Origin of the sequence: Kribbella sp. NPDC003557 (assembly GCF_040610805.1) — a bacterium.
Lineage (GTDB): Bacteria > Actinomycetota > Actinomycetes > Propionibacteriales > Kribbellaceae > Kribbella.
The window spans coordinates 20815-45525 of sequence record NZ_JBEXMY010000002.1; the positions used below are offsets into that span (position 1 = coordinate 20815).

General features: G+C 69.8%; 20 protein-coding genes. 10 read left to right on the top strand and 10 right to left on the bottom strand.

The window, feature by feature from the left end; translation table 11 throughout:
- Positions 1-97: 97 nt before the first annotated feature.
- Together ABZW60_RS06045 and ABZW60_RS06050 are read right to left on the bottom strand one after the other, a co-directional pair.
- Positions 98-1066, bottom strand: a complete 969-nt coding sequence (locus ABZW60_RS06045) for a TAXI family TRAP transporter solute-binding subunit (RefSeq protein WP_355474541.1) — start codon at positions 1064-1066, stop codon at positions 98-100.
- Positions 1066-3087: a TRAP transporter fused permease subunit gene (locus ABZW60_RS06050; protein WP_355474543.1), complete on the bottom strand. Its 2022-nt coding sequence runs from the start codon at positions 3085-3087 to the stop codon at positions 1066-1068. Before ABZW60_RS06050 ends, ABZW60_RS06045 begins: the two co-directional genes overlap by 1 nt.
- A 118-nt stretch (positions 3088-3205) precedes the next feature.
- On the opposite strand from ABZW60_RS06050, the gene ABZW60_RS06055 reads away from it, so the two are divergent.
- Complete coding sequence (locus tag ABZW60_RS06055; RefSeq protein WP_012918592.1) at positions 3206-3871, top strand: response regulator transcription factor; 666 nt, start codon at positions 3206-3208, stop codon at positions 3869-3871.
- A gap of 36 nt (positions 3872-3907) precedes the next feature.
- Positions 3908-5248: a HAMP domain-containing sensor histidine kinase gene (locus tag ABZW60_RS06060; protein ID WP_355474545.1), complete on the top strand. Its 1341-nt coding sequence runs from the start codon at positions 3908-3910 to the stop codon at positions 5246-5248.
- Here ABZW60_RS06060 and ABZW60_RS06065 read toward each other — a convergent pair.
- The gene (locus tag ABZW60_RS06065) at positions 5245-6315 is read right to left on the bottom strand and encodes a TAXI family TRAP transporter solute-binding subunit (protein ID WP_355474547.1); all 1071 of its coding nucleotides are present in this window, start codon (positions 6313-6315) and stop codon (positions 5245-5247) included. The genes ABZW60_RS06060 and ABZW60_RS06065 overlap by 4 nt on opposite strands.
- Positions 6316-6527: 212 nt before the next feature.
- Here ABZW60_RS06065 and ABZW60_RS06070 point away from each other — a divergent pair, with 212 nt between their 5' ends.
- Both ABZW60_RS06070 and ABZW60_RS06075 read left to right on the top strand, forming a co-directional pair.
- On the top strand, positions 6528-9542 hold the full coding sequence (locus ABZW60_RS06070) for a glycoside hydrolase family 38 C-terminal domain-containing protein (protein WP_355474548.1): 3015 nt from the start codon (positions 6528-6530) through the stop codon (positions 9540-9542).
- 180 nt (positions 9543-9722) lie between these two features.
- A complete protein-coding gene (locus ABZW60_RS06075; protein ID WP_355474550.1) occupies positions 9723-11048 on the top strand; it encodes a cytochrome P450 in 1326 nt (441 codons plus the stop codon).
- A 10-nt stretch (positions 11049-11058) separates the two neighbouring features.
- Here ABZW60_RS06075 and ABZW60_RS06080 read toward each other — a convergent pair whose 3' ends face one another.
- The gene (locus tag ABZW60_RS06080; protein ID WP_355474552.1) at positions 11059-11562 is read right to left on the bottom strand and encodes a DUF5709 domain-containing protein; all 504 of its coding nucleotides are present in this window, start codon (positions 11560-11562) and stop codon (positions 11059-11061) included.
- A gap of 68 nt (positions 11563-11630) precedes the next feature.
- Between ABZW60_RS06080 and ABZW60_RS06085 the strand changes: the two genes are divergently transcribed.
- Positions 11631-12785 (top strand): FUSC family protein, encoded by a 1155-nt coding sequence (locus tag ABZW60_RS06085; RefSeq protein ID WP_355474554.1) that lies wholly within the window; start codon positions 11631-11633, stop codon positions 12783-12785.
- Positions 12786-13397: 612 nt separating this feature from the next.
- Here ABZW60_RS06085 and ABZW60_RS06090 read toward each other — a convergent pair.
- Entirely contained in the window at positions 13398-13841 is a 444-nt protein-coding gene (locus ABZW60_RS06090; protein ID WP_355474556.1) for an OsmC family protein, read from the bottom strand.
- A gap of 7 nt (positions 13842-13848) precedes the next feature.
- On the bottom strand, positions 13849-15003 hold the full coding sequence (locus ABZW60_RS06095; RefSeq protein WP_355474558.1) for a phosphatidylinositol-specific phospholipase C1-like protein: 1155 nt from the start codon (positions 15001-15003) through the stop codon (positions 13849-13851).
- Between the two features lie 87 nt (positions 15004-15090).
- On the opposite strand from ABZW60_RS06095, the gene ABZW60_RS06100 reads away from it, so the two are divergent.
- Entirely contained in the window at positions 15091-15708 is a 618-nt protein-coding gene (locus ABZW60_RS06100; protein ID WP_355474560.1) for a TetR/AcrR family transcriptional regulator, read from the top strand.
- Positions 15709-15738: 30 nt separating this feature from the next.
- On the opposite strand, the gene ABZW60_RS06105 is transcribed toward ABZW60_RS06100, so the two are convergent.
- On the bottom strand, positions 15739-16131 hold the full coding sequence (locus tag ABZW60_RS06105) for a DUF3592 domain-containing protein (RefSeq protein ID WP_238151433.1): 393 nt from the start codon (positions 16129-16131) through the stop codon (positions 15739-15741).
- A gap of 192 nt (positions 16132-16323) precedes the next feature.
- Positions 16324-18180 (bottom strand): DUF5107 domain-containing protein, encoded by a 1857-nt coding sequence (locus tag ABZW60_RS06110; RefSeq protein ID WP_355474562.1) that lies wholly within the window; start codon positions 18178-18180, stop codon positions 16324-16326.
- Between the two features lie 36 nt (positions 18181-18216).
- Between ABZW60_RS06110 and ABZW60_RS06115 the strand changes: the two genes are divergently transcribed.
- Together ABZW60_RS06115 and ABZW60_RS06120 are read left to right on the top strand one after the other, a co-directional pair.
- A complete protein-coding gene (locus ABZW60_RS06115) occupies positions 18217-19872 on the top strand; it encodes an FAD-binding dehydrogenase (protein WP_355474564.1) in 1656 nt (551 codons plus the stop codon).
- A gap of 75 nt (positions 19873-19947) precedes the next feature.
- A complete protein-coding gene (locus ABZW60_RS06120; protein WP_355474566.1) occupies positions 19948-21114 on the top strand; it encodes a tannase/feruloyl esterase family alpha/beta hydrolase in 1167 nt (388 codons plus the stop codon).
- Here the strand turns inward: ABZW60_RS06120 and ABZW60_RS06125 are convergent.
- Both ABZW60_RS06125 and ABZW60_RS06130 read right to left on the bottom strand, forming a co-directional pair.
- Positions 21098-21979, bottom strand: coding sequence for an RIO1 family regulatory kinase/ATPase (locus ABZW60_RS06125; protein ID WP_355474568.1), 882 nt, complete (start codon positions 21977-21979; stop codon positions 21098-21100). The genes ABZW60_RS06120 and ABZW60_RS06125 overlap by 17 nt on opposite strands.
- Positions 21980-22129: 150 nt before the next feature.
- Positions 22130-22843, bottom strand: coding sequence for an NIPSNAP family protein (locus ABZW60_RS06130; protein ID WP_355474570.1), 714 nt, complete (start codon positions 22841-22843; stop codon positions 22130-22132).
- Between the two features lie 168 nt (positions 22844-23011).
- Here ABZW60_RS06130 and ABZW60_RS06135 point away from each other — a divergent pair, with 168 nt between their 5' ends.
- A complete protein-coding gene (locus ABZW60_RS06135; protein ID WP_355474572.1) occupies positions 23012-23806 on the top strand; it encodes a sigma-70 family RNA polymerase sigma factor in 795 nt (264 codons plus the stop codon).
- A gap of 18 nt (positions 23807-23824) precedes the next feature.
- The gene (locus ABZW60_RS06140; protein WP_355474574.1) at positions 23825-24709 is read left to right on the top strand and encodes a hypothetical protein; all 885 of its coding nucleotides are present in this window, start codon (positions 23825-23827) and stop codon (positions 24707-24709) included.
- The last annotated feature ends 2 nt before the right edge of the window (positions 24710-24711 follow it).

The following is a 24711-nucleotide window of genomic DNA, read 5'->3' on the forward strand; positions in this document are numbered from 1 at the left end:
AGCCGGGGCCCTGCGTCCTCCCCCGCTGCGCCTGGTGTGCGGGGGAGGACGGTCCGTGAGCCTGGGTACCGCAACAGCTACCGGTACCCAGGGCTAACTATTTGAGTCCGTCGAGCGCCTTCTTCGCTCCCGGGTGCAGCGGCACCGGGTCGGTCTTCGCGGCGTTGTCGAGCGTGATGCCCTTCGCGGCCGCGTTCACCGCGACCAGGGCGTCCATGTTGTCGTACAGCGTCTTGGTCAGCTGCTCGGCCAGCTCGTCCTTCATGTTCTTGCGGACCAGCAGCACGTTCGGTACGACGATCGTGGCCACGTCGGCCGGTTGCTTGTAGGTCGCCGCGGGGATCGGCGCCTGCGAGTAGACCGCGCCGTACTTCTCCTGCATCTTCGGCAGCAGGTCCGCGATCGGCAGCAGCTTCACGCCCTTGCCCATGCTCGTGGTCAGGTCGGTGATGCCGCCGGTCGGCAACCCGCCGGACCAGACCAGGGCGTCGATCGACCCGGACTTCATCGCGTCCACCGACTCCGGCAGGCCGAGCCGCTGCGCGGTCACGTCGGTGGCCGGGTCGAGCCCGGCGGCCTCGAGCAGCCGGCGCGCGATCACCTCGGTGCCGGAGTTCGGCGACCCGGTCGAGACCCGCTTGCCCTTCAGGTCCGCGATCGAGTTGATGTTCGCCGAGGCCCGGACCGCGACCTGCGTGTAGTTGTTGTACAGCCGGGTCAGCGCGACCACGTCCTGCTTGGACTTGAAGCTGTTCTCGCCGTTCACCGCGTCTGCCGCCGAGTCGCCGAGCGAGAAGGCGATGTCGTAGTTCCCGCCGACCAGGCCCTGGATGTTCTGCACCGAGGCACCGGTCTCACTGGCGGTCGCGCGGTAGCCGGACATCTTCTGCGAGATCACCGAGGCCAGCGCGCCACCGAGTTGGTAGTACACGCCGGTCGTGTTGCCGGTGGCAATCGTCAGCCGGCCGCCGGACTCCGATCCGGACCCGGACGGTTCGCGCTGACCTCCGCAGGCGGCCAGCGACAGCACGGTGACAAGTGCCACTGCAACGGTTCGGAGTCTCATCAGGCAACGGTTCCTTCCTCGGCAGCGGCCTGGCGTTGCCGCCGGACCAGGTTGATGACGACGGCAACAAGAAGCAAACAGATTCCGGCGGTGATGGTTACGGGCGCGAGGTAGAGCAGCAGCGCGGCGGCCGGTACGCAGACCGCGCGCTCGAGCCAGGTCGCCCGGACGAACACCCAGCCGCCGGTGACCACGGCCAGCGCGGCCACGGCGAGCATGGAGACCAGCGTGGTCCACACCATGGCGGCGAACGAGCCCTGGCCGAGCAGGTGCGCGCCGTTGTCGGTGAGGACGAACGCGAACGGCACCAGGAACGCCGGCAGCGTGTACTTCCACGCCTGCCACATCGTCGGCATCACCTTGCCGCCGGTGATCGCCGCGGTCGCGACCGCGGCCAGCGCGGTCGGCGGCGACACCTCGGAGAGGACGGCGTAGTAGAAGATGAACATGTACGCCTCGGGCTGGCTCACGCCGAGGTTCACCAGCGCCGGCGAGATGATCACCGCGGCGATGATGAACGACGCGGTCACCGGCACCGCGAGCCCGAGGATCAGCACGGCGAACGCGGACAGCACCACGGTCAGGATCAGCACCGCGGTGTGGTTGTCGGTCAGCCCACGGGCCGCGTTGACGATGATCTCCGCGAGGTTCAGTCCCAGGCCGGTCTGCGTGGTGACCGCGACGATCACCCCGGCGGTCGCACAGGTGGCCGCCACCGGCAGCACCGAACGGGTGCCCTGGGCAAGCGCTTTGAACAGCGGCCGGCCGGTCAGCCGGTGCTCGCGGTCCAGGAACGACAACCCGAACTGCACGATCACCGCGTAGACCACGGCCTTGAACGGCGGGACGTCGACCGCCATGAACCCGATGATCACGAACAACGACAGGAAATGGTATCCGAACCGCAGGAACAGCCGCCACGCCGACCGGTCGGACACCTCGGTCGACGTCGTCCCGTGCTTGCGGGCGTCGATCTCGATCGCGAGCAGGATGCCCAGGTAGTACAGCAGCGTCGGGATCACGGCGAACCCGAGGACCTTCAGGTACGAGACCTGGAGGAACTCGGCGATGATGAACGCGGCCGCGCCGAGGGTCGGCGGGGACAGGATCGCGCCGATACCGGACGCGGCGAGCATTCCGCCTGCCGGTTCGGGCGGGTACCCGGCCCGGCGCAGGATCGGCCACGAGACCGTGCCCAGCGACACCGCGGTCGCCGTACCCGAGCCCGACACGCTGCCCAGCAGGAAGCCTGCCAGCGTGACCGTCCGGCCGGGCGCCGTCCGGCTGCGCTTGAAGGCCGCGAACGACAGGTCGATGAAGAACTTGCCCGCGCCCGAGTAGTCGAGCACCGCGCCGTAGATGGTGAAGAGCACGATGTACGACGCGGCGACGTTCAGCGGGGTCCCGTAGAACCCCGCCGTACCCATCGTGAACTGGGCGATGATCGCGTCGAAGTTGAAGCCCTGGTGCGCGAGCGACCAGGTGTAGGGCAGGTAGCCGCCGTAGTACGCGTAGGCGATGAAGACCAGGCTGAACACCGGGAGCACCCAGCCGGTCGTCCGGCGGCACGCCTCGAGCAACAGCACCAGCAACACGGCGCCGACGAGCACGTCCGTCGCCGACGGGGCCTGCCGGCGCTCGAGGTACCCGTCGAAGTCGAAGAGTGGATAGACGCACACGGCCAGCGCCACCAGCGCCAGGATCCAGTCCGTCACGCCGGGGTCGTCATGCGGGCGGGCCCGGAACGGATTGATGACCGCCGGCACCTTCCAGCCCCGGTAACACAGCAAGGTGATCGGCAGAACCGCTGCGAGAAAGATCACCAAGTAGAACTGCGTGCCTTGTGGTAAGGGCACGAACACCTGCGCGAGCACGCCGACGCTGACGATTGCGCACCAGACCGAAATCACCAGGTCCAGGGCAGGCCGGAGCCGCCGAGCGGGGCGTTCCTGCTCGTACTCGGCCAGTTCTTCCTCGGAGGGCACGGTCGCGCCACCCCCGCTGCGGATACCGACAGTCATCTAGCGGTTCCCTCCTGTGTCCGGAAGGCTAATGTTGCCGAACACTGGGTGGAGTCGCGTGATTACGTCTTTACCAAGATCTGACACATCAGGCCGTGACCTGGCCTACGATCACCGCATGAGTGGCGCGGTCCGGATTCTGCTGGTCGAGGACGATCTCGATATCGCCAATGCCCTGATACCCGCCTTGCGGCGCTACGGCCTGATGGTGACGCACGTCCGGACGGCCGCGGACGCCCTGGCGGCCGACCCCGGCGACCTGGTCCTGCTGGACCTGGGACTGCCGGACGGGGACGGCATCAACGTGTGCCGGCAGATCCGTACGGTGTCGGACGTGCCGGTGATCGCGGTGACCGCACGGGGCGAGGCGGCCGACCGGGTCCGGGGCCTGCGCAGCGGCGCCGACGACTATGTGGTGAAACCGTTCGCCATTTCCGAGCTGCTGGCCCGTATCGATGCTGTACTTCGTCGTACCGGCCTCTTGCAGCCCCGCCCCCGGGTGACCGTCGGCGACCTGACCGTGGACATCGAGGCCCGGACGGTTCAGGTGGCCGACAAGCCCATCAGTCTGACCCGCAAGGAGTTCGACGTGCTCGCAGTGCTGGCCGCGCACCACGGCCGGGTGGTCCCCCGTGAACAGGTCGCGCTGTACGCCTGGCAGTCGGTGTTCGAGGCGTCGTCGCGCACCATGGACGTGCACGTCGCCAGCCTGCGCGCCAAGCTCGGCCGGCCCGAACTGGTCCAGACCATCCGCGGCGTCGGTTACCGCCTGGGTTCGGACTGACCGTTGCGCCGTCGACTACTGCAGTCCCTCGTTCCGATGGTCGTCGCGCTGGCGATCGTCGCCGTGATCCCGCTGGCGAACTTCATCGCCACGAGCACGTCGCGCACGCTCTTCCTGTCCCGCAGCAACGACGCCGACTGGTTCGCCGCGATGGCCGAGTCGCCGTTGCAGACCGGCGACATCGCGAACCTGCGCGAGCTCGCGGTCCGCTACCAGGAGCTCTACAACACCCCGGTCTTCGTCGTCGACGTCGACTCCCGCGTCGTGGCCACCTCGGTGTCCGGTGTGGACGTCAAGGAGGACGACATCTCGGCCGCGCTGCACAGCACGCTGGCCGGCCGGCTGCCGGCCGAGCCGCCGCCGCTGTGGCCGTGGCGCTCCGGCGAGATGGTCGTGTCCCGCCCGGTCGTCAACAACGGCAGCGTGCTCGGCGCCGCCGTCCTGCGGGTGCCGACCGACAAGGCCCGTGACCAGGTGCAGAGCGGCCTGCTGCTGCTCCTCGGCGGCCTGCTGATCAGCATCGGCGCGATCATCATCGGTATCGTCCGGCCGATCACCCGCTGGGTGCTGCGGCCGCTGCAGGACCTCGACAACGCCACCCACCAGATCACCCGCGGCGCACTCGACACCCGGGTGTCGACCGACGGACGCGCACCAGAGCTCCGCCGGCTGGGCGACAGCTTCAACTCGATGGCGCTGAGCCTGCACCAGGCGCGGCAGCGTGAGCGTGAGTTCGTCGCGGACGCATCGCACCAGCTGCGCACGCCGCTGACGTCGGCCCGGATCCACATCGAGGGCTTGTCCCGGCTGTCGCCGACCGCGCGGTTCGCGCTCAGCGACATCGACCGGCTCGGCCGGATCGTCCAGCGGCTGTCCCGGCTGGCCGGCTCGGACCGCCCGTCGGCCGATGCCGAGGGCAACGAAGAGCCGCTGGACCTGGCCCAGGCGGTCAAGGAGCGCCTGGTCGGCTGGAAGGCCGTGTACGCCGCCGACGACCTGGAGCTGATCGTCGGCGAGATGGTGCCGGGCGGGGTCGCCCCGGAGCTCGAGGTCGACGACATCCTCGACGTCCTGCTCGACAACGCGTCGAAGTACGGCGCACCGCCGGTGGAGGTCTCGGTCACCCGGGACGGCACCGAAGTGGTGATGTCGGTCCGCGACCACGGCCTGGGGCTCGGCTCGCGGGACCTGAAGAAGGTCGGCGAGCGGTTCTGGCGCAGCGCGCACCACCGGGAGATGCCGGGCACCGGCCTCGGCCTGGCGATCGTCCGCTCCGAGGCGGCCCGCGTCGGCGGCCGCGTCGTCGCCCGCCCCCCGATCGGCGGCGGCCTCGTGATCGAGGTCCGCGTCCCCCTGATCGACGACTACGACGCTTAGATGTGGTTCTGCCGGTACCAGCGCTCGGCGGCGGGGTGCAGCGGAACCGGCATGGTGGCGATCGCCGAGCGGGGGTCCAGCGCGCCTGCCTCGGGGTGTTTCGGGATCAGGTCGTTCTGACGGCGGAACAGGGTGTTGACCGTCCACCAGGCCCACGAGTCCGACAGGTTCGGCTTCGCGATCAGGTAGTTCGGGATCGCCAGCGTCGGCACCGAGCTGGCCAGCCCGTACTGCGACGGCGGGATCGCCGACACCATGAACCCGCCGAACTCCTTCAGCGCGATCGCCTCCGCGACACCGCCGATGTCCAGCAGCCGGAACCCGATGGTCTTCTGCAGCTTGGCGATCGGATCGGTCGGCACCCCGCCGCTCCAGATGAACGCGTCGAGCGAACCCTTGGCGGCATTGGGCTTCGGTTGCACCGCGGCGACCATCTGCCCCAGTGACAGGTTCTTCCGGACCACGTCGACCGTGGCCGGGTCGAGCGTCGGGTTCTTCCCGATCACGTCGGCCCTGGCCTTGTCCAGGATCAGGTTCGCGACGATCTCGGTCCCGGAGTCCTTCGGGCCGACGCCGACGACCATCTTCCGCGTCGGGTTGTCCTTGCTCGGGAACAGGTCGTCCAGGCTCTTCGCCTTCGACGCCATCGGCACGACGACGTGCACGTAGTTGTCGTACACCCGGGCCAGGGCCGAGAACCGCAGCGGACCGGTGCTGAACTCACCGGTCCCCTCGTAGGCCGCCAGCGCGGAGTCCGACGTACAGAAGCCGAGGTCGGCCTTGCGGCTGGCGACCTTGATCAGGTTGTCGACCGACCCGTCGCTGACGACCGGCTTCAGCTCCATCCCGGTGACTTCGCTCACCAGGGCGCTGAGCGCCGTCCCGAACAGGTTGTAGACGCCGTCCTGGTTGCCGGTCGTGAAGATACCGGCCTCCGACGGCGCCGGCTCGTCCGCGCGGCCGCGTGAGCAGCCGGGGAGCAGCAGTCCGGACGCGGCGGCGGCACCGAGGCCGAGCACGCTGCGCCGCGTCATCCGGGCGGGGGCCGGCAGGCGGGGGCGATCCATGCAGGACAACCTAGACAACAATGAGGCCTTGCGGGTAGCCGTGTCGGCGGCCCGCAACCCAACCGCTACGCACAGAGATGCCGCACGGATGCCGCACAGATTCCACACAGCGAGAGACAAACTGCGTCTGGACGCATCCGGGGTCGGTGTGACAGCGTTGTCATCTGCGGCCGCGTCGGCCGCGTGAGGAACCTTTCCCGGAGGCTGATTTCGTGCACGACGACCGTCAACTCATCGAGGAGCGGCTCAAGCGCGCCCTGCGGGAGCGACTCCGCCCCGCGATCTACGGCGCGGCGGTCCCGCTGGACATCGAGGTGTGGCACGCACCCGGTGAGCCGGTGTCCCCCGCCGAGGCGCTCGCCCAGACCTACGAGAAGGCCGAGATCGGCCTGCCGTGGGGTCCGGCCTGGGGCACCGCGTGGTTCAAGTTCAGCGGCCAGGTGCCGGCCGAGTGGGCCGGCCAGGAGATCGAGGCGGTCATCGACCTCGGCTTCAGCGGCGGCCCCGGCTTCTCCGCGGAGGGCCTGGTGCACACCACCGGCGGCCGCCCACTGAAGGGCCTGCACCCGCGGCAGACCTACGCGCCGCTGTCGATCCTCGGCCCGGACGGTACGGCGGCCTCGCCCGGCGACCGGATCGAGTTCTACGTCGAGGGCGCCGCGAACCCGGAGATCCCGCTCGACAACGCCTACGCGAAGGTCGACATCGGCGCCAAGCTCGGTGAGACGCCGATCTACCAGCTGACCCGCGCCGACCTGGCCGTGTTCAACGCCGAGGTCTGGGACCTGATCCTGGACCTCGAGGCGCTCGACGGCCTGCAGCGCGAGCTGTCGCTGCAGGACCCGCGCCGCCGGGAGATCCTGCGCGCGCTCAGCCGCTCGCTGGACGCGCTGAACTACGAGGACGTGGCCGGCACCGCCGCGGACGCCCGCGCCCAGCTGACCGAGGTCCTGAGCCGGCCCGCGCACGCCAGCGCGCACCAGCTGTCGGCGGTCGGCCACGCGCACATCGACTCCGCCTGGCTGTGGCCGCTGCGGGAGACCCGCCGCAAGGTGGCCCGGACGGTGTCCAACGTCGCCACTCTGGCCGAGGAGTACCCGGAGCTGGTCTTCGCGTTCTCGCAGGCCCAGCAGCACGCCTGGGTGAAGGACAACTACCCGGAGGTCTGGGAGCGGCTGAAGAAGGCCGTCGCCGAGGGCCACATCGTCCCGGTGGGCGGCATGTGGGTCGAGTCCGACACCAACCTGCCCGGCAGCGAGGCGCTGGCCCGGCAGTTCGTGCACGGCAAGAAGTTCTTCCTGGACGAGTACGGGATCGACACCCAGGAGGTCTGGCTGCCGGACTCGTTCGGCTACACCGCGGCGCTGCCGCAGCTGGTGAAGCTGTCCGGCTCGAAGTGGTTCCTGACCCAGAAGATCTCCTGGAACAAGGAGAACAAGTTCCCGCACCACACGTTCTGGTGGGAGGGCCTGGACGGGACCCGGGTGTTCACCCATTTCCCGCCGATCGACACCTACAACTCCGACCTGTCCGGTCGCGAGCTGGCGCACGCGCAGCGGAACTTCCAGGAGAACGGCGCCGCGACCCGCTCGCTGGTCCCGTTCGGGTACGGCGACGGCGGTGGCGGCCCCACCCGCGAGTTCGTCGCGACCGCGCGCCGGGTGGCGAACCTGGAGTCCTCCCCGCAGGTGACGATCGAGTCGCCGACGGAGTTCTTCAGCGCCGCCGAGGAGGAGTACCGCGAGCACGCGCCGGTCTGGTCCGGTGAGCTCTACCTGGAGATCCACCGGGCGACGTACACGTCGCAGGCCAAGACCAAGCAGGGCAACCGGCGGACCGAGCACCTGCTCCGCGAGGCCGAGCTCTGGAGCGCCGCGGCGGTCGTCGCGGGCAAGCTCGACGCGTACCCGTACGAGGACCTCGACCGGCTGTGGAAGGTCGCGCTGCTGCACCAGTTCCACGACATCCTGCCGGGCTCCTCGATCTCGTGGGTGCACCGCGAGGCCGAGCGGACGTACGCGAAGATCGCCGACGAGCTGGACGCGATCATCTCCCGGGCGCAGCACGCGCTGGCCGGCGAGGGCTCGGAGCAGATCGTCTTCAACGCCGCGCCGCACGGCCGCAACGGCATCGCCGGTCTCGGCGCGGGTACCGCGGTCGCCTCCGGCCAGGCGGTCACGGTCGAGAACGGCGTGATCGACAACGGCCTGATCCGGGTCACCGTCGACGAGCGCGGCCTGATCACCTCGCTGTACGACGTCGAGGCGCAGCGCGAGGTCATCGCACCAGGTGCCGCGGGCAACCTTCTGCAGCTGCACGTGGACACCCCGAACCACTGGGACGCGTGGGACGTCGACTCGTTCTACAAGAACAACGTCCGGGACGTGACCGAGGTCGACAGCGTCGACTTCAGCACCGCCGACGGCGAGGCGACCGTGGTCGTGAAGCGGTCCTTCGGCCGGTCCGTCGTCACCCAGACGCTGCGGGTCAGCCCGGGCACCAAGCGGGTCGACATCGAGACCGAGATGGACTGGCACGAGACGGAGAAGTTCCTCAAGGCGGCGTACCCGGTCGATGTGCACGCCGACCGGTCGGCGTCCGAGACGCAGTTCGGGCACATCTTCCGGCCGACCCACCAGAACACCTCGTGGGACGCGGCGAAGTTCGAGATCGCGGCGCACCGCTGGGTGCACGTCGGCGAGCCGGGGTACGGCGTCGCCGTGGTCAACGACTCGACGTACGGGCACGACATCAACCGGACCGCGCGCGAGGACGGTGGCACCACGACCACCATCCGGACGTCGCTGATCCGCGCGCCGCGGTTCCCCGACCCGCAGACCGACCAGGGCGTGCACGTGGTGAACCACGCGCTGGTGGTCGGCGCCGGGATCGGCGAGGCGATCGAGGAGGGCTACCGGATCAACCTGCCGGAGCGTCTCGTCACCGGTGCGGCCGGCGTCGAGCCGATCGTTGCCGTCGACAACGACAACGTGATCGTGGAGGCGCTCAAGCTCGCCGACGACCAGTCCGGCGACGTCGTCGTCCGCCTCTACGAATCCAGCGGCGGCCGCTCCCGCGCGACGGTCACCCCGTCGTTCCCGGCGGCCTCCGTCACCGAGGTCGACCTCCTCGAGCGCCACCTGGCGGACCGGGACCTGACGGACAACGGAGTCACCTTCGAACTCCGCCCCTTCCAGATCCTCACCCTCCGCTTCAAGCGTTCCTGACCCACGACCGGGGTCCCAGGCCTCCACCCCTCCCCCCACCCCGGAGGCCTGGCCCACCCCACCCGAAGGCCCGCCCAATCCCCCCTGGGCGGGCCTTCCCCTTTCCCGACTCAGTGGGCGGCCGCGGCGATTGTCACGTTCGATGCCCGGCGTTCACCCGGCTGACGTAGCGTGAAAAGCATGGCTCCGACACCCTTGCTCGGTTCCCGGACGCTCGACCGTCAGACCGCCCGCACGCTGCCACCCGGCCCGAAGCTGCCGACGCTCGCGCAGACCGTGCTGTTCGCGAGTCACCGCAGGACGTTCTTTCCCCGGATGCGGGACAGGTACGGCGACGTGTTCACGATCCGCCTGGTGCCGTCGAGCCGCGTCTGCGTCGTCCTGAGCCGCCCGGAGCACATCCGGGAGGTGTTCGGCAGCCCGCCGTCGGTGATGCACGCCGGCGAGGGGAACACGGTGCTCGAACCGATCATGGGCTCGCACTCGCTGCTGCTGCTCGACGACGAGGACCACGTCCGGATGCGCAAGCAGCTGATGCCGGCCTTCTCCGGGCCGGCGCTGCGCGGGTACGCCGCGATGGTGCTCGAGCTCGCCCGCGCCGAGGTGGCGAGATGGCCGGTCGGCCAGCCGTTCAAGGTGCATCAGCGGATGCGGAACCTGACACTGGAGATCATCCTGCAGGTGATCTTCGGTGTCACCGACGTCGACCGGCTGAACACGCTGCGCCCGCTGATGGACAAGATCGTGTCCGTGTCGCCGGTGATCATGCTGGGCGGCTTCTACCCGCAACTGCTCCGTGTCCGGCCCTGGAAGACCTACCTGGACACACAGCGGCAGGTCGACGAGATCCTGTACGACGAGATCGCCGCGCGCCGCGAGACCTTCGCCGGCCGGACCGACGTCCTCTCGCGCTTGCTTGCCGCCGGCAACTGGTCGGACGTGGAGCTGCGCGACCAGCTGGTGACCCTGCTGCTGGCCGGGCACGAGACGACGGCGACCGCGCTGGCCTGGACGTTCCACGAGCTGGCCCGGCGGCCGGCCGAGCTGGAGTTCGGGCAGCGCGCCGCCGACGCCGGGGCCGACGACGAACTGGAAGCGATCGTCAAGGAGGCGATGCGGCTGCACCCGGTCGTCTACCAGGTCGGCCGGCGGCTGACCGAGACCGCGGACATCGCCGGCTACCGGCTCCCGCGCGGTACGACGATCATGGCCGCGATCGGCCTCGTCCACCGCGACGGCGAGCACTTCCCGCTGCCGCGGGAGTTCCGTCCGCAGCGCTTCCTGTCCGACGACCCGCCGGCGCCCGGCACCTGGATCCCGTTCGGCGGCGGCGCCCGGCGCTGTATCGGCGCCGGTTTCTCGCTGATGGAAGGCACCGAGATCCTCCGCGCCGCCCTGGCCGCGTACGACTTCCACGCGCCGCACCCCAGGCCGGAGCCACCACAGGCCAAGAACGTCACACTGGTCCCGCGGCACGGCGCGGAGGTCTCGGTCACTCGCCGCTGACCCGCGGCGGTCAGTCCTCCAGGTCGCCGACGTCGCCGAGGTCGACGTCGCGGTAGTTCTCCAGGTCCTGCTCGTCGTCGTCCTCGAGCTCGAAGTCGTCCTCGTCGTCGACGACGTGCACGGCCGCCTCCTCCGCGCCGGCGGCGGCGCCGTCGATGCCGACGTCCTCGGCGTACAGCTCGCTGTCGTCGTCGCTGTGCGCGCCCTCGTCCGAGGCGACCAGGCGACCGGAGCGTTCCGTGCCGACCTGCGGGCCGCCGACGTCCTCGCCGTCCTCGGCGTACGGGTCGACGTCCGGGACCTCCTGGGCGATCCGCTGGTCCAGGGACTCGCCCTGCAGCGCCTCGTCCGCGGTCGTCCCGAAGCCTTCGCCCGCGGACCACTTCTCCGGCGGCGAGTACCCCTCGTCGAGCAGATCCGCCACGCCCCGGTCGTCGAGCGTGTCCTCCGCCTGCAGCTGGTCCTCGTCGTCGACGGAGTAGCTGCCGTAGTCCTCACGGTTGTTCTCGGTCATGAGGCAACATTGGCCCCCACAGCACGGGTGAATCAAGCTGGCCGCTCACATCCCGCAGAATGGGGCGCGTGGATCCGGTCAGGCTGACGTTGGACCAGTTGCGGGAGCTGCGCGACGACATCGCGCCGCAGGCCGCGCGGCGGTCGCGCGCCTCGATCGACCGCCGGATCGAGCGCTGGCGCAGCCGGGTGTTCTTCATCGCCCAGTGCGCGCTCGCGGCCGGCGTCGCCTGGGCCCTCGCGCGTTATGTCGTCGGTCACAAGCAGCCGTTCTTCGCGCCGGTGGCCGCGATGGTCTGCCTCGGTTTCAGCTTCGGTCAGCGCCTGCGCCGGGTCGCCGAGGTGATGGTCGGCGTGGCGGTCGGTGTCGGCGTCGGCGACCTGTTCGTCCAGGTCTTCGGGACCGGGGTGCTGCAGCTGATCTTCGTGATCGCGCTCGCGATGAGCATCGCCGTCCTGCTCGGCGCCGGCAACCTGATGACCACCCAGGCGGGTGTCCAGGCCGCGATCGTCACGACGCTGCTGCCCAATCCCGGCGCCGCCTTCAGCCGCTGGCAGGACGCGGCGCTCGGCGGACTGGTCGCGCTGGCCGCCGCCACGATCGCGCCCGCGGCGGCGATCCGGCGCCCGCGGCAGCAGGCGTCCGGAGTGCTGAACGAGCTGGCCGAGATCCTGGTCGAGACCGCCGACGGTCTGCGGACCCGCGACGAGGAGGCGATCACCGACGCGCTCCGCCGGGCGCGGGCCAGCGAGTCCCGGCTGGACGACCTGCGCAGCGCCGCCGACGAAGGGGTCGCGGTCGTGCGGCTGTCCCCGTTCCGCCGCCGGCACCGCGGGCGGGTCCAGGAGATCGCCGATCTCGTCGTACCGCTGGACCGCGCGATCCGGAACACCCGGGTGCTGGTCCGCCGCTGCGCGGTGTCGGTGTGGCGCGACGAGGCCATGCCCGCCGAGTACCCGATGCTCCTCGAGCGCCTCGCCGACGGTACCCGCCTGATCGGCGAGTCGCTGTTCGAGCCGGCCGCGGACGTGGCCGCGCACCGGGTGCTGGGCGAGCTGGGCCGGCGTACGGCGGACCTGCCGCTGCCGACCGGCCTGTCCGCGGTCGTCGTGCTGGGCCAGCTCCGCTCGACGATCATCGACCTGCTCGAGCTGACCGGCACGTCGTACGACGAGGCCCGCACCCTGGTCCCGCTGCGCCTGGACGGGCTCGACGAGACGTAGTGACTCAGGTCACAACGCGGATTCCCGTCATACCTTCCGGGCGGGGGCGTCTCACCGGCATGACGATCCACCGACTGATGACCACGATGGCCACCGAGCAGGTCCGTGAGCTCGAGGACCTCCTGGCCCGGACCCCCGACGACCGGACCGACGCCGCCGCCGAGCAGTAAGGCGCCAGCCGGACGAACGGACCCGGGTGGCGCACCCGGACGGTCTTGCCCACCGAGCCAGACCGCACGGACGTCGCACACAAACGCAGAGGCGCCCCAGTGCGAAGCGCCCCCGGATCCGTTACCGGTGCACCGCCACAGAGGTGCACCACACCACCCGCCGACCGTCCTGACGCCGTTTGCGCGAGGCTCAGGCCGGCCGGCGGGTGTTTTCTTCCGAGTGGAGAGTCATACCGCATCGACCCACCTGCATGAAGTTCTAGAGCCTGGTAACTCCAACTCTTCTACCGCGATGGTCGATGTGTATCTGCCACGCCGAACCGGCGGCCGATCGGCCAACTCTCACCAGGCCAACCACCCTATATATCTCTTACCTTTTCCTGTCTTCAGGTCATCCCACCTTCTGAATAACCCTCTGCTTCTTCTCTTCTTCTTTGATCCGTCAGCCGGCAACTGTGATCTCGGTGGTCACGGAATTCGCGATGAAGCACTCGCGGTGCGCCAGCCCGTGCATCCGCTCGAGCGTGGCGGCGTCCGGGCCGGCGCCGTTCCAGACGATCTTCGGGTGCAGCGTCACCTGTGTGATCGCCAGCCGCCCGGTGGGTCCGGGCGCCATCACCCCGACCGCGTGGTCGTCGTACGCGTCGACGACCAGCCGCTTGCGGGCCGCGATCGCCAGGAAGGTGAGCATGTGGCAGGACGAGATCGCCGCCACGAATGCCTCCTCCGGGTCGACCGGGCCGGGGTTCCCCAGGTACTTCGGGTTCGCCGAGCCCGGCACCGTGACACCGCCGTCGAAGCGCCACTCGTGGTCGCGGTCGTAGGTGTCGTAGGTGAACTCGTGCCCACCACGGCTCCAGCTGACATCGACCACGTGCTCCGACATGCTCAGGTCACCTTCCCGCGACGTCTCCGCGGCACCAGGTCGGCGCCGTCACCGGATTGCATCGTACGGCGGTGTGCCCGGGCAGCTTGGCGACGAAGTCGCTGTCGTACCGCGCGGCCATGCCGGCGACCGGCCAGTCGGTCGTCACCACCTGCGCGCCGCTGGCCAGGGCGATGCCGAGCCGGCTGTAGTCCTTGTCCCGGATCGTCGCCATCGGCTCGTCGGACCGGGTCCGGATCAGGTACCCCTTCGCGACCAGCCGCTGGATCTCGGCCTGGTTCGCGCCCCGCGGGTCGTTCACCTGCGTGATCGCGGCGTCCGGCTCACCTTCGGGACCGCGGGTGAAGACCGCCCGGCCCTCGAGGTTCTGGTGACCGGTCCGGTACAGGTCGCGGAGCGCGCCCGGGCCGCCGTTGTCGAAGTAGAACAGCACCTGGCCGCGGACGTCGTCGAGCTTCGGCCAGCCCTTGGTCAGCACCGACTGCTCCAGCGTCAGGCCGGGCTTGCGGACGTCGTCCGGCGTCAGCAGGTCCTGCTCGGAGAACACCGACCGGATCTCGCGGTCGACGCCTTCGAGGTTCGGGGCGTCCCACGGCGGGGACTGCACGCCGCCGGCCGCGACCACCTTCGGGTCGGACTGCTTGAGCTCGAGGTTGATCGTGATCGGCACGTGGTTCGGGTGCTGGTCCGACCAGGACTTCACCTGCTGCAGGCAGCGCACGAAGGTGTCGCAGGTGGTGTTGTAGTCGAAGTCCGGGATGTGCATGACCTTGATCCCCGGCTGCGCCATGGCGGGATCGGTGAGCGGCCCCTGCCCGATCAGCTTCCGGATCAGCGGGTAGGTGTAGAGGCCGCCGTCCGGGTCCGGCAGCAGGTCGAGCTCGAGGGTGCGGACGTTCTGGTCCTCCAACTGCTGGGTGATCGGCGCGTGCGAGTACCAGAGGTCGACCGATCCCGGGTTCTGGGCCTGCTGGACCTTCTGCTCGGCCGGGCTGAGCTCGCGGTGGTACGAGTTGTGCGACCCGATCATCTGCACCTGGTTGAAACGCAGACCACCGCCGCTCTCGCTCGAGTGGTCCCGGCTGAGCGTCGTACCGGCGACCCCGGAGGCGGCCAGCGCGACGGACGCGAGGCCGACGACGGCGGATTTGTTGATGCGCATACGAAGTTCCCCTCCTCGTGAGCAACTGTCGGCAATCTGTCACAAAGAGGTGGCAACGTTGTCCCCTGATGCGTGGACAATGAGTGAATGGTGACTTCGGGGGCCTATCCGCTGCGCCGGACGCCGACCCAGGACCGGGCCAGCCGGCAGGTCGAGCGGATCCTGGACGCGGCCTGCGCCGAGGTGGTCGAGCGCGGGTACGACGCGGCGTCGACGAGCGGGATCGCGAAACGGGCCGAGATCGCGGTCGGCAGCGTATACCGGTACTTCCCGGACAAGCGCAGCCTGATCCAGGCGATCGAGCGGCGGAACCAGGCGCGCTACACCGACGCGGTCCGCGAGCGGCTGGCGGACGTGACCAGCTGGCGTGCGGCGGTCGACGTCACGCTGGAGACGTTCCGGGAGATGCACCGGACCGACCCGGGCTTCAAGGCGGTCGTGCTCAGCGGGCTCGGCGATCCGGAGCTGGAGGCGAAGCCGGGCGAGTTCGACGACCAGCACGCCGGCGAGTTCGCGGAACTGCTGGCGGTGCGGTTCGGCGCCCGCGACTCGCGGGACTTCCGGCTGGCGGTGACGCTCAGCATCACGATGGGCGAGGCGCTCGCGCACCTGGCGGACCGGCTGTCCGCGGACGAGGCGGAGTACGTTCTGGATCAGGGCCGGCCGGTGCTGTACAACCTGCTCGCCCCCCATCTGCCTGCTTGAGCCGGAGAGGAGGCTCAAGCAGGTGAACCGTCAGGCCGCGGAAGGCAGGCCCAGGGCCGGCCAGTGGCTGACCCGGCCGGCCAGGCGAGCCCGGCGCGGGGTCCGGACGTCGTACGCGACGATCACCCGGTCACCCTTGGCGTAAGTAATCCTGCTCCCGACCGGGAACTTGCGAGCGACCTCGTACGGTCCCTCACCCCGGCGGGTGTAGTACTCGACGATGACCTCGGTGTAGATCGCCGGGGCACCGCTCTGCAGTTGGCCGCGGACCGGGCCACGCACCCGGATCACTCGTCCCGCGGTCTTTTCTTCCGTGCCGGTGGGGATCTGGGACGGCCGAAGACCGGCCAGAACTTCGGTCACGATGAAGGCTGCGACCACCAGCACCAGGCCGAACCCACCGAGTACAACGATCGTCAACATGGCACTCACCCCCGACGCGCCGCCCGCGAGCGACGCGGTCGTTGTCGAAACTGCCTTGCGCGGCCCTTGCCGCACACCGGTGGGACGCCACCGGACTCCACTTGGTTCCAGGTAAGTACAAAAACTTTTCTACAGGACCATAGTAGAGTCCGGTGGAGTGGTGTTTCTAGAGGTAGAGTTGACCTGAAGTTGTCAGTTTCCGCCCATTCCGAACTGGTACTGCGGCGGTACTGGCCGGTGCGTGCCAAGTGCCTCCTCCGCGGCCAGCCAGTAGTCGGTCAGCGGATTCGCGCCTTCCCGGACCGTGGCCAGCTGGATCCCCGCGGCCAGCAGTTCGTGCGCCGTCGCCGGGTCTCCGGTCTGCAGCGCGTGCCGGACCCGCAGCAGCTGGATCCGCGGATCGTCGGGCGCGTGCTCCAGCATCCGCTCGGCCAGCGGTACGTCGGTGTCGAGCGCGGCCGCGACCGCCTCCTCGACGAGCGGCACCAGGTCGGGCCGGAGCGCGACGGCACGCTCGTAGTACTCCAGCTCGCCCGTGACGAGCCCGAGGTTGCGGAGCGCCCACACGTTGTCCCCTGACTGCCGCCACGCCTCGACCGCGCCGTCGGCATCACCGTCGTAGTGCCGCGCCACACCCCGGTGGTACCAGACCAGCCAGTTCTCCTCCGCCGCCTCCAACAGGTCCCGCCACGCCACCAGCGTCCCGTCCGGTACGTCGTCCGTAGCGGGCAACTCCCCGTCGAGCAGCGGCAGCCACGCCTGCTCGCGCGACGTCAGCGTGTCCTCGCCGAACGGCGTACCGTCCGACACCGTCCAGCCGGTCCGCTTCAGCTCCAGCGCGCCCCACCCGGACCCGACCGCGAGCCGCTCCACCGGCGCTGCATCCATCACGCCGAGCCACGCCTCCTCCCGGGCCGGCAGCTGGTCGAGCAACGGCTCCAGCGCCGCGGTCCCGCCGTCCCGCGCGGTCTTCCAGTCCTCGGAGTGCGCCACACCGGCGTCCATCGACAGCCGTCCGTACGCCTCCAGCCAGTGCCATGAAGTCCCACCCGGCAGCCGCAGGTGCTCCAATTGCGTCCGAGCGAGACCTGCCTGAATCTCGGCGTACCCGTCTCCATCCAACCCGGGCGACAACCACTCCTGCCAGCGCCGCCCGCCGTCTCCCTGGCCCCAGACGAAGAGCTTCCGCCCCTGGAGTCGCTCGGTCGACGCCTGCACGAGCCCGGTGCCCGATCCGTCGACCGACGCGATCCACGAGCGTTCCTGCGCCAGCGGCTCGAAGAAGTAGTCGATGGCCCGCGGATGCCGCATCGGATACGTCAGGTCGGTGGTGACGTCGACGAGGTCGAGCCGGCTGCCGTACCCGAACTGCCAGGCCTGGTCGGCCGGCACCAGCACGCGGCGGTCCGGCGACTGCGGGACCGCGATGTTCGACCACCAGTACGCCGGAACGTCGCCGTCGGACGGGTTCTGCAGCCGGACCCCGACATACAAATACTCCGAGTCCTCCGGCAGCCAGAAGTCCAGCTGGGTGACGAGGTTCCGGGTGCGTTCGAGCTCCCACAGCCGCAGGACCGGCGTACCGTCCGGGCCCTCGACGCGGGCGGCGTGCATCGGCGCGCAGGTGCCGGTCCAGTGGCCGGTGCTACCCACGTTCCACTCGACGCCGCCGGCGAACCAGGCGTTGCGCAGGGCCAGGTTCGCGGGCTGGAAGACGGGATTGCGGTAGAGCAGTTCCTCGCCGTCGTGGACGAGCGAGTAGAGCCGCCCGCCGAGGCCCGGCAGAACGGTCGCGCGGACATGGTCGTTCTCCAGGACCACCGCGGGGAGCGTGGTCTCGACCAGGGTGCGGTCGTACCCGTCCTGGTTCAGGCACGGCAGCGGGCTGTGCAGCCGCCCGTACTCGACGTTCGCCCGGAGATCGGCGGGGAGCTCGGCGATGTTCTCGACGTGGTGCGGCTCGCGCTGGGTGCGGAGCGGTGCCAGCGGGTTCTCCGAACCGAGCGAAGCTGCGGGAAGTACGACGTTTTGAACAGAAAAGATCGTCACTGCCACATCTTCCCAAGTGCGCTATACATGGTCGACATGGACGCTGATGTGATCGTCGTCGGGGCCGGACTGGCCGGTCTGGCCGCGACCGCCGAGCTGGCCGACGCGGGCCGGAAGGTGCTGCTGCTCGACCAGGAACCCGAGGCGTCGCTCGGCGGACAGGCGTTCTGGTCGTTCGGCGGGCTGCTGTTCGTGGACTCCCCGGAGCAGCGCCGGATGGGGATCAAGGACTCCCGCGACCTCGCGCTGCAGGATTGGCTCGGCTCGGCCGGGTTCGACCGGCTGGACGACGAGGACCAGTGGGCCCGGCAGTGGGCCGAGGCGTACGTCGACTGGGCGGCCGGCGAGAAACGCCCGTGGCTGCACGGGCAGGGGGTGCGGTTCTTCCCGGTCGTCGGCTGGGCCGAGCGCGGCGGGTACAACGCCGACGGTCACGGGAACTCGGTGCCGCGCTTCCACATCACGTGGGGCACCGGGCCGGGGCTCGTCGCGCCGTTCGAGCGCCGCGTCCGGGAAGCCGTCGCGAAAGGGCTGGTCGAGTTCCGGTTCCGGCACCGGGTGGATGAGCTGACGGTGACGGGCGGCGTGGTCGACGGTGTCGCGGGCAAGGTGCTCGAGCCCAGCGACGTACCGCGCGGGGTGGCGAGCTCGCGCGTCGAGGTCGGCGACTTCGACCTGAAGGCGCAAGCGGTGATCGTCACGTCCGGCGGGATCGGCGGCAACCACGACCTGGTCCGCTCGCAGTGGCCGCAGCGGATGGGTGAGCCGCCGAAGCGGATGATCAGCGGCGTCCCGGCGCATGTGGACGGCCGGATGCTCGCGATCACCGAGCAGGCCGGCGGCCGGTACGTGAACCGCGACCGGATGTGGCACTACACCGAAGGCATCCAGAACTGGGACCCGATCTGGCCGATGCACGGCATCCGGATCCTGCCCGGGCCGTCGTCGCTGTGGTTCGACGCGACCGGCAAACGGCTGCCGGTGCCGCTGTTCCCCGGGTTCGACACGTTGGGGACGCTCGAGCACATCATGCGGACCGGGTACGACTACACCTGGTTCGTGCTGACGCAGAAGATCATCGAGAAGGAGTTCGCGCTCTCCGGCCAGGAGCAGAACCCGGATCTCACCGGCAAGGACATCCGCGGCGTGCTCGGCCGGGCGCGGGGCGGCGCCACCGCGCCGGTGCGGGCGTTCATGGACAAGGGCGCCGACTTCATTGTCCGCGGCAACCTTCCGGATCTGGTCCGGGGGATGAACGACCTGACCGGCGACGGGCTGATCGACCTCGACGACCTCGAGCGGCAGATCGTCGCGCGGGACCGGGAGCTGACCAACACGTTCACCAAGGACCTGCAGATCACCGCGCTCCGCGGGGCCCGCAACTACCGCGGCGACAAGCTGATCCGGGTCGCCTCACCGCACCGGATCCTCGACCCGAAGGCCGGGCCGCTGATCGCCGTCCGGCTCAACATCCTGACCCGCAAGTCGCTGGGCGGCCTGCAGACGGACCTCGACTCCCGGGTCCTGCGGACCGACGGCACCCCGCTCCCCGGTGTCTACGCGGCCGGCGAGGTGGCCGGCTTCGGCGGCGGCGGTATCCACGGCTACCGCTCACTCGAGGGAACGTTCGTCGGCGGCTGCCTCTTCACCGGCCGTACGGCGGGACGCGCCGCCGCGAAGGCTGTGTCCTGACAGACCATCGCGGGACCTGAGGTTGTGTGTTCCGATCCGATGTCCGGGCGGAAGGACGGCTTCTAGCGTGACGCCATGCGCCGCCTTCTCGCCTTGTCCTCCGCCGTCCTGTTGCTGGCCGGTGTGACCGTGCCGGCCAACGCCCACCGACAGCTCCGGGTCCCGGGTGCCGAGTACCAGCAGCTCGCTCAGCTGGACGATCTCACCACCACCGGTACGGTCGCGTCCGGCCATACCAATCCCGCCGACTACGTGGGCCTCACGCACTCGGGGCTGCCGCAACAGTCCGGCGTACCGGGGCTGCAGATCGACGGGTACTTCCCGGACACCTCGCACACCAACACCAACCACGGCTGGAACCACGACGCGCAGTTCGTGATCCGGCTGCCGCGGCGGTGGAACGGCGGGCTGGTCGTCTCCGGGTCGCCCGGCGTCCGAGCGCAGTACGCCAACGACCGAGCGATCTCCGACTATGTGCTGTCCCTGGGGTACGCGTACGCCGCGACGGACAAGGGCAACACGGGCGCAGCCTTTTACACCGACGGCGTCCGCCCCGGCGACGCGATCGTCGAGTGGAACCTGCGGACGACGCAACTCGCCCGCGCCGCACGCGCCACCGTCGCGCAGCACTACGGCCGCCCTGCGCGCGAGGTGATCGCGGCGGGCATCTCGAACGGCGGCTACCTGGTCCGCTGGCAACTGGAGAACCACCCCGAGCTCTACACCCGCGGCGTCGACCTCGAAGGCACGCTGTGGACCGCCGCCGGCCCCAACCTCTTCACCTACTTGCCCCAGGCAATCAAAGGCTACGAGAACCACGACCAGGGCGCGATCGTCGCGGCGGGCTTCGACCCGCGCTCGGACTTCGTGTGGGACTACCACTACACGGTCTACTGGAAGCTCACCCAGCGCATCTACGCCGCCGAACTCGATCCGGCGTACACCGGCACCGAAGCGGACTACGACTACGCCCGGCGCCCGGAAGCTCACCAGGCCGTCGCCCGGATCGCCCTGACCGGAAACATCCGCAAACCGCTCGTCACGATCCACGGGACGTACGACAGCCTGCTTCCGATCAGCCAGGACTCCGACGTGTACGCCGAGATGGCCGAGCACACCGGCCTGCACACGTACCAGCGGGTCGAGGCAGGCAACCACGTCGACGGTCTCGTCGACACCTACCCCGACCGGCTGGTCCCCCTCGTCCCGTACCTCCAGCGCGCGATCAGAACACCATCGTGAGCAGGTCGGCGAACAGCTCCTGTTCGTCGATCTCCAGGCCGCGGTTGGTGAACCAGGCGGCCATGTTGTGGCAGTCGCGCAGCAGGAAGTCCATACCCTTCGGGTTGCCGACGATGTCGACCACCTGCGGCAGGTCGATCATCACGATCCGGTCGTGCTGCGCGAGCACGTTGTACGGCGAGAGGTCGCCGTGCGCCAGGCCCGCGCGGGCCAGTTCGCGCATCCCGTCGCGGAGCTGCTCGAAGTACACGCCGAGCAGTTCCTGCGACGGCCGGACCTGGGCGAGCCGCGGCGCGGCGCCGCCCTCGCCGTCGTCGATGAACTCCATCAGCAGCTCCGTGCCGTCGACCTGGACGGGGTACGGCACCGGGACGCCGGCCTTCCACAGCCGGTTGAGGGCGTCCCACTCGGCGTACGCCCACTGCCCGGCCGCGACGGACCGGCCGTGCGAGGTCTTCTTCGCCATCGCCCGGCTGTCGCGGCTGTTGCGGGTCCGGCGCCCCTCGACGTACGCCGTACTGCGATGGAAGGACCGGTGCTCCTCGGTGCGGTACCGCTTCGCGGCCAGCAGCGAGGACTTCGCCGGGTTGTCGCCGATGGCTTCGACGGCCCGTTCGAGCAGGAAGACGTCGGCTTCCTTACCGGTTTTGAGGACGCCGAGCTCGGTGTCGATCGCGGCCTGTTCCGTCACCACCCAGTCCGGGCGGGGATCAGGCCCGCGAGAGCCGCGCTCGACGTCCAGCCAGGTGGACCACCGCTGGTCCGGGCCCAGTTCTTCGTCGACCGTGTGGAACTTGAAGACGAAGGCGTCGGCCGGGTCGGGGTCTGCGTAGTTATCGGTGAGTTCGTACTCGGGAAAAGACAACGGGAATGCTCCTGAACCGTGAAGTGGGACTGACGCGGACATGCCGCAGCACAGTGATGGCCATCCGTCAGCCCTCCTTAGGTCCAGGCAGCGCATATCGCCGCTCGGGTCAAACCAGGATGCCGGGCGCCCCCGCGCCCCGCAACGTATTTATCGCAGCTGCGATCCCGCGGTCGGCCGCAGCCGCAGCTCCTGGGCCGGCTTCGCCGAGCGACAGACCAGTTCGGGCTGCACCTGCTGCTGCCACACGCGCGACGCCGCGAGCCGCCGCCGATGCTCGTCGTACGCCGCGTCGTCGGCGAACCGCGCGAACCAGGCGAGCACCACCTCGTCCCGCAACGGCAGCTGCGGGAAGTTGTTCTCGGCAACCAGGCTCTCGAACACCGCGACCGGCTCGGCGCCGGTCGCGGCCAGCACCGGAGCGACGTGGTCGGTGAAGAACTCGACGAACCCGTCGTCCTCGGCGGCACGGTGGTACACGGCCCCGGCGATCACCGACTCCGGCGCCGCGGCCGTCCGGGGCGCGTCGAGGGCCGGGTAGCCGGCGCCGAGCCGCACGGGCCGCAGCAGCAGGGCGTTGTCGGAGTCGATCATCGTCGCGTTGGCGGTCGCGGCGTGCGCGCGCCAGTCCGGGCCGAAGTAGAACGCGTTCAGCGCGTCCGCCCGGGCCGGCAGGTCGCGGAACCCGCGGATCCAGACGAACCGGTCGGGGTCGTCCAGATCGCGGAACTGACCGACGATATGCATCCCGGTCCGCTCCTGGCCGTCGACCAGGTAGGTGTCGAAGACGTCGATCAGATCGTCCCGCTGTCCGGGATGCAGGGTGTACTGGCGCAGGTCGACCACGGCGCAACACTCGTTCATGCGTGAGAGCAAACCATTGAAACCTGACAGTTACTGTCAGGCGACAAGCGTTTCAAACAGCCGTAACAGGCGGGCCCTTGAAAGGACCGGCCGAGTTTGATCTGGTGGAGACAGGTGGTTCAGCCCCCTGCCACCCGACCTGCACGACGACACGACGAGGTATCTCCCGTGACGATCGCAGCTGCCGAAGTCTCCAAGCAGAGAATTGCCGATGCCACCCACGAGCTGCTGCTCGAGGCCGACACTGTTCCCGATCCCCGCCACCAGGAGTGCCTCGACGAGGTCATCCTGCTGAACGCCCCGGTGGCCAGATCGATCGCTTCCCGCTACCGCAGCAAGGGGGTCGACGCCGACGATCTCGAACAGGTCGCGTACCTCGGGCTGGTGAAAGCCGCGAACGGGTACCGGCTGGACGCGTCGACGGCCTTCCTGTCGTACGCCGTCCCGACGATCCGCGGCGAGCTGAAGCGGTACTTCCGGGACTGCGCCTGGACCATCCGGCCGCCGCGCCGGGTGCAGGAGATGCAGGGCAGCATCGCCGCGGCCGAGCCCGAACTGACCCAGCGGCTCGGTCACGTGCCGACCGACCAGGAGACCGCCGACGCACTCGGCACGCACGCGTCCGAGGTCGCCGAGGCCACCTCGGTCCGCGGCTGCTTCAGCACCCTCTCGCTGGACGCACCCGGCACGACCGACGGCGCGACGAGCCTGATGGAGACCGTTGCCGACGCCGAGAACGGCTACGACCTGGTCGAGAACGTGCACACGCTCACCCCGGCGGTCGCGAACCTGGGCGACCGGGACAAACGCATCCTCCAGCTCCGGTTCTGCAACGGCTTCACCCAGGAGGAGATCGGCCACGAGCTCGGCGTCAGCCAGATGCAGGTCTCCCGCCTGCTCCGCGGCATCCTCGAAACCCTCCGCACCGAACTGGCCGAACAACGGGGGACCGTGAGCGGCTGAGTCGGGTACCGTCGCCTGGTGGACTTCGAGGAGGCGGCGGATGCGGTGTACGCGGCGCCGGCGGCCGACTTCATTGCTACTCGCAACGAGCTGGCCAAGCAGCTGAAGGCCGACGGCGACGCGCTCGGGTCGACCCGGCTGAAGGCGCTGCGCAAGCCGACGGTCGCGGCCTGGATCGCGAACCTGGTCGCCCGCAGGCTGCCCGACGAGCTCGACGACCTGCTCGCGCTCGGCGACGAGTTCCGGGAGGCGACCGCCGATCTCGACGGCGAGCGGCTGCGGGAGCTGACGCCGAAGCGGCACCAACTGCTGGACAAGCTGTCCAAGGAGGCGGGCCGGCTCGCGGGCGAGGAGGGCCAGAAGGTCAGCGCGGACGTCGGCCAGAAGCTCCGCGAGACCCTCGACGCGGCGCTGGTTGATCCGGCCGCGGGTGACGCCGTCCGCGAAGGTCGGCTGAGCAGCGCGCTGCGGCACGTCGGCTTCGGCGTGGTCGACGAGAACGGCGAGCCGTCCAACGTCACCCCGCTCACCGACGAGCGTCGCCAGGCGGCCCGGGACCGCCGCAAGACGCAGCAGGTGCAGGAAGCCGAGGAGACCAAGGAGTCCGCGGCAGCCACGAAGAAGCGCGAGGCCGAGGAGCGCGAGCGGCAGGAGCAGGAGGAGCGTGAGGCCGCCGCGAAGGCCGAGGCCAAGCAGGCCTTCGAGGACGCGGTCGCCGCCGCGCAGGAGGCCGAGGCGAAGGTCGAGGACCTCGACACCCAACTCGACGATGCCCGCGAGGCGCTGAGCGAGGCACAGGCCCTCGTCCACCGGCTGGGCAGCGAACTGGACGAGGCCCGCCGCGCCGCGCGGGACGCGCAGAAGGAGAGCCGCGAGGCCCGCAAGCGCTACAACCGCCTCTGACC